The 14,046-nt window shown below is 34.3% G+C and carries 11 protein-coding genes; 5 read left to right on the forward strand and 6 right to left on the reverse strand.

Translation table 11 applies throughout. The features are described from left to right. Window positions 1-103: 103 nt before the first annotated feature. From H2O64_RS15430 to H2O64_RS15450, 5 genes are all read right to left on the reverse strand, one after another. On the reverse strand, window positions 104-1,045 hold the full coding sequence (locus tag H2O64_RS15430) for a glycosyltransferase family 2 protein (protein ID WP_187563106.1): 942 nt from the start codon (window positions 1,043-1,045) through the stop codon (window positions 104-106). Beyond that, complete coding sequence (locus H2O64_RS15435; protein ID WP_187563107.1) at window positions 1,045-1,941, reverse strand: glycosyltransferase family 2 protein; 897 nt, start codon at window positions 1,939-1,941, stop codon at window positions 1,045-1,047. Before H2O64_RS15435 ends, H2O64_RS15430 begins: the two co-directional genes overlap by 1 nt. Before the next feature lie 123 nt (window positions 1,942-2,064). After that, the gene (locus H2O64_RS15440; protein WP_187563108.1) at window positions 2,065-2,745 is read right to left on the reverse strand and encodes a cell division ATP-binding protein FtsE; all 681 of its coding nucleotides are present in this window, start codon (window positions 2,743-2,745) and stop codon (window positions 2,065-2,067) included. Between the two features lie 200 nt (window positions 2,746-2,945). Continuing rightward, on the reverse strand, window positions 2,946-3,113 hold the full coding sequence (locus H2O64_RS15445) for a hypothetical protein (protein ID WP_187563109.1): 168 nt from the start codon (window positions 3,111-3,113) through the stop codon (window positions 2,946-2,948). Window positions 3,114-3,307: 194 nt separating this feature from the next. After that, entirely contained in the window at window positions 3,308-3,835 is a 528-nt protein-coding gene (locus H2O64_RS15450) for a hypothetical protein (RefSeq protein WP_187563110.1), read from the reverse strand. Window positions 3,836-4,206: 371 nt separating this feature from the next. Between H2O64_RS15450 and H2O64_RS15455 the strand changes: the two genes are divergently transcribed. The 3 genes from H2O64_RS15455 to H2O64_RS15465 all read left to right on the forward strand — a co-directional run bounded on the left by H2O64_RS15455 (window position 4,207) and on the right by H2O64_RS15465 (window position 10,814). Beyond that, window positions 4,207-7,242, forward strand: a complete 3,036-nt coding sequence (locus H2O64_RS15455) for a tetratricopeptide repeat protein (RefSeq protein ID WP_187563111.1) — start codon at window positions 4,207-4,209, stop codon at window positions 7,240-7,242. A gap of 51 nt (window positions 7,243-7,293) precedes the next feature. Further along, window positions 7,294-9,045: a TonB-dependent receptor gene (locus tag H2O64_RS15460; RefSeq protein WP_187563112.1), complete on the forward strand. Its 1,752-nt coding sequence runs from the start codon at window positions 7,294-7,296 to the stop codon at window positions 9,043-9,045. Window positions 9,046-9,188: 143 nt separating this feature from the next. Next, a complete protein-coding gene (locus H2O64_RS15465; RefSeq protein ID WP_187563113.1) occupies window positions 9,189-10,814 on the forward strand; it encodes an amidohydrolase in 1,626 nt (541 codons plus the stop codon). A gap of 199 nt (window positions 10,815-11,013) precedes the next feature. Here H2O64_RS15465 and H2O64_RS15470 read toward each other — a convergent pair whose 3' ends face one another. Then, a complete protein-coding gene (locus H2O64_RS15470) occupies window positions 11,014-11,553 on the reverse strand; it encodes a DUF2911 domain-containing protein (RefSeq protein WP_187563114.1) in 540 nt (179 codons plus the stop codon). Between the two features lie 196 nt (window positions 11,554-11,749). Here H2O64_RS15470 and H2O64_RS15475 point away from each other — a divergent pair, with 196 nt between their 5' ends. Both H2O64_RS15475 and asnB read left to right on the forward strand, forming a co-directional pair. Next, complete coding sequence (locus H2O64_RS15475; RefSeq protein WP_187563115.1) at window positions 11,750-11,908, forward strand: hypothetical protein; 159 nt, start codon at window positions 11,750-11,752, stop codon at window positions 11,906-11,908. Window positions 11,909-12,150: 242 nt separating this feature from the next. Beyond that, the gene (gene asnB / locus H2O64_RS15480) at window positions 12,151-13,815 is read left to right on the forward strand and encodes an asparagine synthase B (RefSeq protein ID WP_187563116.1); all 1,665 of its coding nucleotides are present in this window, start codon (window positions 12,151-12,153) and stop codon (window positions 13,813-13,815) included. Window positions 13,816-14,046: the final 231 nt, after the last annotated feature.

The raw sequence follows: 14,046 nt of genomic DNA on the forward strand, positions 1-14,046 counted from the left end.
AAACGAAAATAAAAAACTAATTTTCAGTACTTTAGGCTTTATATGGTAAATGTTTCTTGATTTTATTTGAATGGAACTTACGTCGAACTCACGTTAAGTAAGTCTAAAAAGAAGTTACCCTAACATTCCGTTTCAACAAAAAACCTTTTATTTTTTTTAATAGTAATAACACAAATCGTGGACTTTTAAGCAACAAGCGCTGTTTAAAAGTTAAATTTGCATAATCTATGTGTTGAAGCATGGCGTTTCGTTGCGGAATTGCATTTTCTAAAAGATATAGAGACGCAAAAATATAGCGATACAAATCCAGGTATTTTTTTAATGAAATATTATCTTTTGCGATACTTTCATAGCGATCCAAATCGGGAAGTGTTTTAGAAGCAATAGAATGTTTACTCATTTGGTTGGGTACATCAAAGCGAACTTCGGCAAGTGCTTCATAATGATAGGCAACTTTATATTTTGAGCCGTATTTTATATAAAAGTCAATGTCTTCAGCAAACGTAATCTGAGGATTGAAAATAACACTTTCTACACAAATTTCTTTCTTAAAAGCCAAATTGCTTTGCGAAAATATAGGTTGAAACATATTTGCATCAAAAAAATCGGATACGACAAATGAAGTTCCTTTCAGCGCTATTGAAATGTTCTTTTTGGGTTCTAATATTTCTTGTTCTGTGTATTTTTCAATATAATCTGTTCCATACAAGGAAGCTTCTGGAAAAGTTTCATACAAATTTTTAATGGTTTCCAAAAAAGTAGGTAGCCACAAATCGTCAGCATCTAATAGCGTAATAATTTTGCCTGAAGCTTTTGAAATCCCATGATTTCTGGTCGTGGATAGTCCTGCGTTATTTGGATTTTGTATGATTTGAATTCGCGGATCTGAAATTTTAGAAACAATGTCCACACTTTTATCCGTACTCGAATCATTTACAACGATCAATTCGAAGTCAGCAAAGGTTTGTTGCAACACACTTTCAATGGTTTGTTGCACATAATTCTCTTTGTTATAAAGCGGAATGATTACGGAAAATAGTGGCATTATTGGCGCTTATCTAAGTAGCAAAGATACGTTAATCTGTATAAGTCAAAAATAAACATGGAAGGATTGTTTGAAAGCAAGTTTTTCTCAAATCGTTTTCCAAACCATTTGTACATGACGGATAAAATAGGATGCAAACCAAACTTTTTTACACGGGAAAATACTTTGGTGATCAAAATATCATTGTGCTCAATCAGGTTGTTTTTTAAAAATAAAATTAAGACTTCTACAGATTCCATGGACTTGCGAATAAACGCAGCACTTGTATCCAAACCTAAGTGATATACTGGATTGTGAATATGTGTTAAATGTACTTTGGCATGTTTCAAATCGTTTGCAAACAAAGTGTCTTCATGACGTGCATTTGGAATGTCTTCGTTGAATTTAACTTTGTGAAAAACATCTTTTTTAATCAAAAAACTTAAAGTTAGAAAGCGCAAATATGAAGCTTCATTACGTTGTTTTACACTTAATGCTTCACGTTCTTTTCCATACACCCAGCGCAATACATTTTCTTGTTTTGGCTTTTTTTCTTGATATAAAATGCCACCATAAATTACTTCTTTCTCGTCTGAAATGGTTTCTACATATTTTGTAATGAAATCTTTTCCAGCAGGAATTACATCTGCATCTAAAAATAACAACCAGTCGTAGGTTGCTTTTTGCGCTAATAAATTTCTGATTCGGCTGCGACCGATATTTTCAGGCAATACCGTATACGAAGCATTTGAGAAGGAATTGATACGCTGATTTTGCTTGATCGTTTCTAAATTGGTAGAATGATCATCAAAGCACAAAATCTCAAAAATTGAATCCGTTAGTATCAATTGTGAATGTATTTCTTCCACTAAAGTAGAAATATCATAATTATACGTTGGTATAAGGACTGACAGCATTGGTTGGTAGCAATTAAAATAGTTTTAGGAGATGAAAATCCAAAACAAGTGTCTTTTCATCGGGCTTGTAATGTACTGTTTTTACTTGAAATTAAACGATTTTTAATCGTTTTTTTAAGTATACTACGAGCTTTTCTGAACCACTTCAAAGACTTTGCCCTCGTCGCATTTTAAAGTTTTTGAAGGATATTTTAGAATTAATGCATAATCATGTGTCGCCATTAAAATGGTACGTCCACTTTTATTGATTTCTTGTAATACTTGCATGACTTCAATACTAGTTTGAGGATCTAAATTTCCAGTGGGTTCGTCGGCAAGAATCAGTTCAGGATCATTCAAAAGTGCGCGTGCAATGGCAATACGTTGTTGTTCTCCACCAGAAAGTTGGTGCGGAAACTTGAAGTTTTTGGTTTTCATTCCAACTTTACCCAAAACCTCATCAATCTTTGCCTGCATTTTCTCTTTGTCTTTCCAGCCAGTAGCTTTTAGGACAAACAGTAAATTATCGGCAATGGTACGATCTTGTAATAATTGAAAATCTTGAAAAACAATCCCCAATTTTCTACGTAAAAAAGGAATGTCTTTTTCTTTTAGGGTTTTCAGGTTAAAATCAACAATAGTTCCTTCGCCGTCTGTCAATGGCAAATCGCCATACAACGTTTTCATTAAACTACTCTTTCCCGAACCTGTTTTTCCAATCAGGTATACAAAATCACCTTTATGAATCGTAAGATTGAGTTCTGAAAGGATCAAGTTTTCGCGTTGAAAAATAGAAACGTTTCTGAGGTTGAGAATTTGCTCCATGAATTGTGTGTGATTTTAAATCGAATACACAAAGTAAACAATTAAACCGCAATACGAAAAACTAAAGTGAAGAAATAGTTGTGTAATGTGAATTTGACACGATTAAGCTTAGTGTGATTTATTTGGAGAACGTCAGATTGAATTCACATTAATTTAGAAAGCATAAAAAAAGCGAACCTTTTAAAGTTCGCTTTTATGTTTTAATTCACAGGATTATTGTCTACAGGACTGTCTTTTGTAGGACAATGTCCGTAAGAAGGACAGTGACAAATAGATACTGGTTTTGAATCTGTTCCACCTTTTAATTTGTGAATTGTTGAAATAGTTTCTTTGCTTAAGTCAAGTGACTTGATTACTTTCTTTTTCATAAGAATTAAAGTTTTTGGTTAAAAATATACATCAATATACAAAATGGATTACTGAATACAAGTACGGGAAAACAGAATTAACATCAAATTATGAATTTGATAAAAATGATAATTTTCAAACTGCATTCCTTGTTGAAAAAAGCACTAGTTGTCTCGCCACATACGAGTTGTAAAGTGGTTTTTTGATCTGCTAATTAACAATTAAGGTTTCCAACTAAATAGGCGAGAAGACAATCGATGTCTTCTTGACAAAGCTCCTCGTCACCAGAAATTGCTCCAAATTGAGGCACAATAGCCAAAAATGCATAAGCTACATCATTACTATTAGTAACTCCGTCATCATTATAATCGCGGAAATTATACGGAACATGTACTCCTCCGTTACCTATCCACAGACTAAAATCACCAGTGTTTGAAGTTCTGCTTGGACCATCTATGCATCCGTCGTAGTCAAAATCAAGATAATTTAAAATGACTTGTAAATGCAATAAATCATCGGCTGTAAAATTTCCATCATTATTTAGATCTAAATCAAGTGCTAGAATTGTATCACAGTCACAGGTCATTTTACTCGTAAAGTTATTTGTAGTGCTGTCCTCTATATTTTGATCTGTGGTATCAAAATTCATATCTTCTGTTTCACAACTGCTAAACAGTATCGTAGCAAAAACAATTCCTACTGCAATTAAAGATTTACTTAATTTTTTCAATTTTTTTTTCATGATAAAATGATTTAAAAGTTTATATACAACAAAGCTACTGATTCAAATTGCGCAAGTAAAATAGTACATACGCTGATTCCGTGAATTGTCGTAAACTTTAAAGGAAATGTAGTTTGTATTTTAACTCGAAAAAAGAGTTAAATTCTAAAAATGAAATTGTTAAGAAAATACTAAATAAACTGTTCAAGTTCTTTTTTAATGCACGATGATATAATTATACTAAAAAAGACGCGTTATCTCTACATGTAAATGTATTTCTAAAGACAAAAGCTACTCGTGAAAGTTAGCGAAACACATATATTTGCGTTAAGTTTGTAGTACCTGGAAATACAAAAGCAATTCATTGCAAAACTCATCAAACAACAAGATTCATGAGCAAAAAAAATCTTCAACTTATTCTATGCTTTGTGCTACTATGTTTTACTCTTTCGCATGCGCAAAAAACCAAAGTGTATACGCATGATTTAAAAGATTACAACGAAGCGTTGCACTTATATAATAGCAAACAATACCAAGCGTCACAAGCACTTTTTGATCGCGTAAAAGGCGGAACTTCTGATTATGAAACCGAAGCAAATTGTGCCTACTATATTGCCAATTGTGCAGTACGACTAAATCAGTTAGGAGCTGATACTATGATGGAAGATTTTGTCACAAGATATCCAACAAGTACCAAGCGAAACTCAGCCTATATTGATGTTGCTGATTACTATTTTGAAAACGGAAAATATTCTCGTGCTTTAAAGTGGTATAATAAATCGGGTGAAAACAATTTGACCAATAGTCAACGGGAAGAATACAATTTCAAAAAAGGATATGTGTATTTTGTGTCTAAAAAATACGATCAAGCAAAAACATATTTTAAAAAATTATTGGATTCGCCAAAATACGGTTCGCAAGCAAAATATTACACAGGTTATATGGCGTACCAAGAAGATGATTACAAACAAGCCAACGAATATTTTGAAGGTGTTTCTGAAGAAGATGAATACAATGAAAAGTTATCATACTTCAAAGCAGATATGAATTTCAAGCTTGGAAACTTTCAAAAAGCGATTGATTTATCAGAAAAAGAATTGCCAAATGCAGATCGAAAAGAAATTTCAGAACTCAATAAAATCATTGGAGAAAGCTATTTCAATTTAAAAAAATATGCAGAAGCAATTCCATACTTAAAAGCCTACAAAGGAAAAAAAGGAAGATGGAACAACACCGATTTCTATCAATTAGGGTATGCGTATTACAAGCAACAAGAGTATGAAAACGCCATAAAACAGTTCAATAAAATTGTGAGTGGAAGCAACTTTGTAGCGCAAAATGCTTATTACCACTTAGGTGAATGTTACTTAAATACAGACAAAAAGCAAGAAGCGTTGAATGCTTTTAGAAACGCTTCACAAATGGATTTTGATCTAAAAATTCAAGAAGATGCTGGTTTAAACTATGCACGATTGAGTTATGAAATCGGGAATCCTTATGAAAGTGTGCCATCTGTATTAACTTCGTACTTAAAGAAATATCCGGAAACGGAACACCAAGAAGAATTAGAAGAACTATTAGTAAGTTCATACATTACGTCGAAAGATTATGAAGCGGCGTTAAACTTATTAGAAGCAAGTAAAAAATACAGCAACAAAGCCACCTATCAAAAAGTAGCCTTTTACAGAGCCATTGAATTGTTCAACGATAGTAAATATCAAGATGCATTGGCATATTTTGAAAAATCGTTAAAAGAAAACGAATCTCCAGAATATACAGCAAGAGCAACTTTTTGGAATGCAGAAACAAACTATTTATTAGACAACTATGATGTGGCGTTGGAAGGCTTCAAGTCATTTGCCAATGCAAATATCACAGATACAGAAGAAGCGAAAACCATTAATTACAACTTAGCATATACGTATTTCAAACAAAAAGAATACGCAAGTGCAATTTCGAATTTCGAGAAATTTATTACCAATAATGCGGACGATAAAGCCCGTGTAAATGACAGTTATTTACGTTTAGGAGACAGTCATTTTGTAACGAGTAAATATGCAGACGCCATCAAAGCGTATGACAAAGCTATTGCAATGAAAGGTGTGGATGAAGATTATGCATCCTTCCAAAAAGCAATCAGTTACGGATTTACTGGGAAAAAAAATACAAAAATTAGCGAACTCGATGCATTCACTAAAAAATATAGAAAATCATCGTTACGTGATGATGCATTATACGAATTAGGAAATACATACATCAGTCAAGAAAATACACAAGAAGGATTGAACGCATACGCGAAAATGATTGAAGATTACCCAAAAAGTTCGTATGTGTCAAAAACAATCTTAAAACAAGGATTGATCAATTACAACGATGGAAAAAAACAAGTGGCACTCACAAAATTCCGATCGGTCGTAGCGAAGTTTCCAAACACGGAAGAAGCAATTCAGGCAGTTGCCACCGCAAAATTAATCTACATTGACTTAGGACAAGTGGAAGTCTATGCAAATTGGGTGAAAAATCTTGACTTTGTAGAAGTAAGTGACGCCGAATTGGACAAAGCAACATACGAATCTGCGGAGAAACAATTCATTCAAAACAACACAGAAAAAGCCATTGATGGTTTTGAAAAATACATTCAGCAATTTCCAAATGGATTAAATGCAGTCAAAGCAAATTTCTACTTGGCACAATCATACTTTAGCAAAGGAGAAACACAAAAAACCATTCCGTATTACGAATACGTTTTACAAAATGAACGCAACGAATATACAGAACAAGCCTTAGCACGATTGGCGCAAGTATTGTTAGAAACGGACAATTATACCAAAGCAATTCCGGTGTTAAAGCGTTTGGAAGAAAGTGCTGATTTTCCACAAAATATCATGTTTGCACAATCTAACCTAATGAAAGCAAACTACGAACTCAGCAACTATGAAGCTGCGGTGAGTTATGCTGAAAAAGTATTGGCAAATGACAAAGTAGACAATCGAATCAAAAGTGATGCACATGTAATCATTGCGCGTTCGGCAATTGCCACAAACAATGAAGACAAAGCAAAAGAAGCATACGCTGAAGTACAAAAAATTGCTACAGGAAAACTAGCGGCAGAAGCGTTATACTACGATGCGTATTTCAAAAATAAAGAAAACGATTATGAAGGTTCAAACAAAGTGGTGCAGACTCTCGTAAAAAACTATTCTAGTTACAAACAATTTGGCGCCAAAGGATTAATAGTAATGGCTAAAAATTTCTACGCTTTAGAAGATTCGTTTCAAGCAACCTATATTTTGGAAAGTGTGATTAAAAACTTCACAAAATATCCAGAAGAAGTTGCAAAAGCAGAAGCGGAATTGGCAAAAATAAAAACTGCTGAAGCTAAACGTAATTCATCGGTAACACCCACCGAAAAAGAAGACGGCAACTAATAACAAAGCGACATTTTGAAATCAAACACAAACATACAAAGCAAGCAACACATGCGAAACCAAATATTAAAATCGAGTTTTATACTAGTGATATTCTTTATGGCTAATTTGGCGATTGCTCAAGATAAAGACAAGGATAAAGACAAAAAAGAAACTGTTGGGACAGAAGTTGTTAACGTGGTAAAGCCATACACGCCTTCTGTATCTGATGCGTTCAAAATAAAACAAACGCCTTCGTTGAACGATAAAGAAACGGGGAAAAAGAAGGAAATTAAATATTCCATTTTTTCGTTTCCAGTAGCATCTACATTTACACCAGCAAAAGGAAAAGCCGAAGGGTTAAAGAAAGCAAAAAGAGAAAAACTATACAACACCTACCTTTCACTTGGTTTAGGAAACTACAATACGGCCGCATTAGATTTTTACACAAGTAGAGCAATCAGCAGAAACGAAACCTTTGATGTTTCTTTGCGTCATCATTCTTCTCAAGGTGGAATTGACAATATAGAATTGGATGATAAATTCTTTGACACAAAATTAGATTTAGCATACATCAATCGCAGTAGAGACTTATCATGGAAAGCTAAATTTGGATACCAACATCAAATTTACAATTGGTATGGACTGCCAGAATTCATCACAACAACAGATCAAATAGTAACAATTAGCGAGCAACAAACCTATCACAATGTATACTTAGGCGCTGATATAAAAATGGACGATTCATTCTTCAACGGGGGAAAAATATTATACAGACGTATGTTTGACGCGTTTAGTTCAGGTGAAAACAGATTAATCTTACAACCAGAATTTGAAGTAGAAATTGCAGGCGAACTCATCAAAACAACCGTTGATGTAGATTATGTTGGCGGAACATTTGAAAACAATTTCTCAGGAACAGGAAGCATTGATTACAGTATTCTAAAAGCGGGAATCTCACCAAGTTTAGTCATCTTACGAGATGATTTAACGGTCAACTTTGGTGCAGCTATTTACTATGGATTGGATGCTGAAAACAGTGATAGCGATTTCTTTATCTATCCAAGAATTACAGCACAATACAGATTAAATGGTGACAATGTAATCGCTTACGCGGGAATAGAAGGTGACTTACAGCAAAACTCGTACTACGACTTTGTACAAACGAACAACTTTGTATCGCCAACGTTGGGAATTGCACCAACCGATCAACAATACAATGGATACTTAGGAATCAAAGGAAAACTAACATCTAACGTAAGTTACAACGTAAGAGGTTCATACATTTCTGAAAACAACAAAGCATTATTCCAAGTAAATCAATTTAGTCCTTCAAGTAACGCTGACAACGGTTATACTTACGGAAACTCGTTTGGAGTTGTATATGATGATATAAGTACAATTTCTATATTTGGAGAATTGAATGTAGACATTACAAGCAATTTCAAATTTGTAGTCAAAGCAGAATACTTCAATTACAGCACAGATCAGCAAGCAGAAGCGTGGAACTTACCAGATATTGAAGCGTCTATCTTTGCAGACTATCAAATCACGGAAAACTGGTTTGCAGGCGCAAATATCTTCTACATTGGCGAACGTAAAGACTTGATCACACCTGGACTAACGTTCACTCCAGTACAAGAAGAAGTTACACTAGACAGTTTCTTTGATGTAAACGCACACGTAGGGTATCGTTTCAACGACAGACTTTCTGCGTTTGTAAAAGCAAACAACATTGCCAATCAAGATTACCAACGTTGGGTAAACTTTCCTGTACAACAATTTCAAATCATGGCAGGCGCGACTTATAAATTCGATTTCTAAAAAATATCACAAGCAACATACCAAAAGCGTTCAATATATATTGGACGCTTTTTTTTGTGAATTTTCTTCGCGAAGACAAAAAAGGGATTCAAATAAACATTTAAAAGTTGTATTTTTAAATCTTTAAACCAAAACTTAACCGAATGAAAAAAGGAATCTTACTCTTAGCATTATCATTTATAATTTTTTCTTGTACCCAAAAAGAAGAAGCTGATATGATTGTAACCAATGCAAAAGTTTACACCGTAGATGGTAATTTCTCTAATGCAGAAGCGTTTGCTATTCGCGATGGAAAATTTGTAGCCGTTGGAACTTCAGCAGAAATGCAAGAAAAATATCAAGCAAAAGAAACGATAGATGCTAACGGAAAAGCTGTTTTTCCAGGATTTATAGATGCACATTGTCATTTTTACGGACTTGGTTTATTCAAACAAAGTGTAAACTTATTTGGAACCAAAAGTTACGAGGAAATCATTACGAAAATTGTCGCTTTTCAAAAAGAAAGAAACATGCCATTCATTATTGGTCGAGGTTGGGACCAAAACGATTGGGAAGTCAAAGAATTCCCAACAAAAGATCGTTTAGACGAACTATTTCCAGATACGCCAGTTGCCTTGACACGTATAGATGGACATGCATATATTGTAAACCAGAAAGCATTGGACATGGCAGGAATCACTGCGGAAACCAAAGTTGAAGGTGGCGAAATACAACTAAAAGATGGAAAACTAACAGGAATTTTAGTTGATAATCCAATGGATTTGATCGATAAAATCATTCCACAACCAACACGCGTACAACAAATACAAGCACTCAAAGAAGCTGAAACAGAATGTTTTTCTTACGGTTTAACAACGATTAGCGATGCAGGATTAAATAAAGATGTCATCAACCTAATTGATAGTTTACAAAAAGCAGACGCGCTCAACATGCGTATCTATGCAATGATTAGCAATACGCCAGAAAATGTAGCACATTACATCAACAAAGATCCATACAAAACCGATTATTTGAATGTGCGTTCGTTCAAAGTATATGGTGATGGTGCGTTAGGTTCGCGTGGCGCAGTCTTAAAAGAATCGTATTCTGATAAAGAAAATCACTTTGGTGCAATGGTGATCAGTCCAGAAAATTTAGAAAAACTAGCGGCAAAAATTGCAAAAACAAACTATCAAATGAACACGCATGCCATTGGTGATTCTGCAAACTATCAAGTCTTAAAAACGTATGCAACTGCGCTAAAAGGTCAAACAGGACGTCGTTGGAGAATAGAACATGCACAAATCATTGACGAAACAGATTTTGATCTATTCAAAAATAAAAACATCATTCCGTCGGTACAACCAACACACGCTACCAGTGATATGTATTGGGCAGGCGATCGTTTAGGAAAAGATCGTGAAAAAGGCGCGTATGCGTATAAAAAACTTTTAAACTTATCAGGTCAAATTGCTTTAGGAACCGACTTTCCTGTGGAACATGTAAGTACGTTCAAAACATTTTATGCGGCTGTTGCCAGAAAAGATTCAAAACATTACCCTGATGGTGGTTATCAAATGGAAAATGCATTATCTCGTGAAGAAACTTTAAAAGGAATGACAATTTGGGCTGCCTATAGCAACTTTGAAGAAACCGAAAAAGGAAGCATTGAAACTGGTAAATTCGCGGATTTCATCATTTTAGATAAAAACATCATGGAAATTCCAGAAAACGAAATCTTAACGACTACTGTTGTGGAAACGTATTTAGCTGGGAAAAAGGTGAAATAGATATTAGACCGCTTCGCTGTTGGATATTAGATCGCGCTGACGCGCTTTTAGAAAGTAGCGTATTATTCTTTTGAAGGTTGATCTCAATCAATACTCAATACTAAAACCTCACTACTAACTTCCATAAACGAAAAAAACTCAGAAGTAAATAACCTCTGAGTTTTTCAAATAACCAATAATAACAATAAATAAAGAATAATTAAAAACTAAACGGTACAGCAACGCTAATATTGTCCCATGCTAATATCATGTTGGCACCATCAGTTTCTTTTGTGAATGCAATAGAAAAATATTCTACCTCATCAGTATTTTTTGCAGGAATGTCAATGCGGGCAACATCTTTGTCTTTATCATAATAATAGGAGCCCCAAACATCCGTGTCTGAATTTAAAATAATTGTCCAAGATTTTTTCCCTGGAATTGTGAATAATGTATATGTTCCGGCTTTAATTTCTTGTTCTCCTAGTTTTATATCTTGGAAAAAAGTAATCTCGGTGGCTTCATTAGCGCCAGTTCGCCAAATTTTATCATAAGGAACTAAATTTCCGAAGATAGTACGGCCTTTCTTTTGCGGTCTTCCGTACAAAACCTTAATCACTGGCGGCGCATTTCGTTTCGCCTTAAAATAACTTATATCATGCGGACTTTTATCAATGTCGCTAAATTTTTGTGCAGAAACATCAATGCTAATAAGCATTAGTAATATAAAAAGACCTGTAGCTAAAAAGCGCTTTCTCATGGTAGTTATTTTTCGATATAAATTTAGCAAAAGTTATTCTTAGCATTATGTTAAACTTTCGTTTGATATGTTAAATTATGAAATCTGCGTATGATTTGTATTCCAATAAGTAAGGTGAAGCCGTATTTCTTTCCAAAAAAAATGAAGTAAATTTAAGAACATAGAAAACTTACTAACATCACAAAAACCAAAAATCATGAAAAAACAACAACTAAAAAGCGTCTTACACTTTACAAAAGCGACAATTGTGAATTTTAACAATCGTGAACAAATCAAAGGCGGATTCGGTCGTACAGGAGAATCTTGTTTTGAAGCTTGTGATACACAAACTGAATGTTCGTGGGGAGCTGAATAATAAGCATAGTCTATTCGCTTCAAGTGAAAACAATCGTATAAAGGAGCATGAAAATCATGTTCCTTTTTTTATGCCTTTTTATAGGCTGTAAGTTTTAAAGCGTTTTTTAAGTAAAATAATTGAGAATGATACTAAAAATAGCTTTTTATGTTTTAATATGTAACTATAAATAGCTTTTATGTTTTTAAATTGAAAGGTTAAAGCCATATTTGTAGTGTAATTATAACAAAAAAAGATAAGTTATGTGTGGAATAGTATGCGCATTCGATTTAAAAGAAACAACAGAAGTATTACGACCTCAACTTTTAGAGATGTCGAAAAAAATCCGTCACCGTGGACCGGACTGGAATGGAATCTATAGCTCAGCAAATGCAATCTTAGCGCATGAGCGTTTGGCAATTGTAGATCCAGCTTCTGGAAAACAACCATTATTCAGTGAAGACAAACAATTAATATTAGCCGCAAATGGCGAAATATACAATCATAGAGAGTTGCGTAAGCAATTTGAAGGGAAATATAACTTTCAAACACAATCTGATTGTGAAGTCATTCTAGCATTATACAAAGAAAAAGGAAGTACATTTTTAGATGAACTTAACGGAATTTTCGGTTTTGCAATTTATGACGAACAACAAGATTCGTATTTAGTTGCCAGAGATCACATGGGAATTATTCCATTATATATAGGTTGGGACAAAAACGGAACCTTCTATGTTGCTTCAGAATTAAAAGCTTTAGAAGGTGTTTGTAGCAAAATAGAAGTATTTCCTCCAGGACACTATTTAGATAGTAAAGAAGGAGAATTAAAACAGTGGTACAAACGTGATTGGATGGACTATGAAGCTGTAAAAGAAAACCAAACAAGTATTGACGAATTGCGTGATGCGTTGGAAGCAGCCATTCACAGACAATTAATGTCTGATGTACCGTATGGTGTATTACTTTCTGGCGGATTGGATTCTTCTATTACTTCTGCTGTCGCGAAAAAATATGCACAAAAACGAATTGAAACCGACGATCAAAGTGATGCTTGGTGGCCACAATTACATTCCTTCTCAATTGGATTAGATGGTTCTCCAGATTTGGCTGCAGCGCAAAAAGTTGCAGATCATATTGGAACGATTCATCACGAAGTAAAATTTACCATTCAAGAAGGTTTGGACGCAATTAAAGATGTAATCTATCACTTAGAAACATACGATATCACGACAATTCGTGCGTCAACTCCAATGTATTTATTGGCAAGAGTCATCAAATCGATGGGAATCAAAATGGTATTATCTGGTGAAGGCGCAGATGAAATTTTCGGAGGGTATTTATACTTTCACAAAGCGCCAAGCGCAGAAGAATTACACAAAGAAACAGTTCGTAAACTTCATAAACTCTATCAATACGATTGTTTACGCGCCAACAAATCGTTAGCAGCTTGGGGAATTGAAGGTCGTGTGCCTTTCCTTGATAAAGAATTTATGGATGTTGCCATGCGCATCAACCCGCAAGATAAAATGATCAACGGCGAACGTATGGAAAAGTGGGTATTGCGTAAAGCATTTGAAGCGTACTTACCAGAAAGTGTTGCTTGGAGACAAAAAGAACAATTCAGCGATGGCGTTGGTTACAACTGGATTGACACTTTAAAAGAATTGGTAGAAAGTGAAGTGTCAGACGAACAATTGGCAAATGCGAAATTCAGATTTCCAGTGCAAACGCCACGTGCCAAAGAAGAATATTACTACCGTACTATTTTTGAAGAGCATTTCCCATCAGAAACAGCTTCACTAACGGTTCCATCGGTTCCTTCAGTAGCATGTAGTTCGGTGACGGCTTTAGAATGGGATGAATCATTTAAAAACATGAATGAACCTTCTGGTAGAGCAGTAACAGCTGTGCACGATGAAGCGTATTAAAAATAAAAATATCACTTCGATTTCATTCCTTTTACATTGAGTGGAGTCGAAATGCGAAAAATAGTTTCTAGAAAAAACGTCATACAATTAGTATGACGTTTTTTTATGGCAAACAGTCAAGTTCATCCGAATTACCTTAAAGGTTAACAATTATTCATACTATGATTTGGAATCGAATAAAATAAAATTGTATATTTAATACTTACCCTAAATACTGTAATTCTTTAACCC

It is taken from the genome of Kordia aestuariivivens (assembly GCF_014397005.1).
Classification (GTDB): domain Bacteria; phylum Bacteroidota; class Bacteroidia; order Flavobacteriales; family Flavobacteriaceae; genus Kordia; species Kordia aestuariivivens.

Excerpts from the sequence above, each read along its gene's own strand:
- H2O64_RS15430 (WP_187563106.1), bottom strand. The coding sequence starts at position 1,045 with ATGCCACTATTTTCCGTAATCATTCCGCTTTATAACAAAGAGAATTAT.
- H2O64_RS15435 (WP_187563107.1), bottom strand. The coding sequence starts at position 1,941 with ATGCTGTCAGTCCTTATACCAACGTATAATTATGATATTTCTACTTTA.
- H2O64_RS15440 (WP_187563108.1), bottom strand. The coding sequence starts at position 2,745 with ATGGAGCAAATTCTCAACCTCAGAAACGTTTCTATTTTTCAACGCGAA.
- H2O64_RS15445 (WP_187563109.1), bottom strand. The coding sequence starts at position 3,113 with ATGAAAAAGAAAGTAATCAAGTCACTTGACTTAAGCAAAGAAACTATT.
- H2O64_RS15450 (WP_187563110.1), bottom strand. The coding sequence starts at position 3,835 with ATGAAAAAAAAATTGAAAAAATTAAGTAAATCTTTAATTGCAGTAGGA.
- H2O64_RS15455 (WP_187563111.1), top strand. The coding sequence starts at position 4,207 with ATGAGCAAAAAAAATCTTCAACTTATTCTATGCTTTGTGCTACTATGT.
- H2O64_RS15460 (WP_187563112.1), top strand. The coding sequence starts at position 7,294 with ATGCGAAACCAAATATTAAAATCGAGTTTTATACTAGTGATATTCTTT.
- H2O64_RS15465 (WP_187563113.1), top strand. The coding sequence starts at position 9,189 with ATGAAAAAAGGAATCTTACTCTTAGCATTATCATTTATAATTTTTTCT.
- H2O64_RS15470 (WP_187563114.1), bottom strand. The coding sequence starts at position 11,553 with ATGAGAAAGCGCTTTTTAGCTACAGGTCTTTTTATATTACTAATGCTT.
- H2O64_RS15475 (WP_187563115.1), top strand. The coding sequence starts at position 11,750 with ATGAAAAAACAACAACTAAAAAGCGTCTTACACTTTACAAAAGCGACA.
- asnB (WP_187563116.1), top strand. The coding sequence starts at position 12,151 with ATGTGTGGAATAGTATGCGCATTCGATTTAAAAGAAACAACAGAAGTA.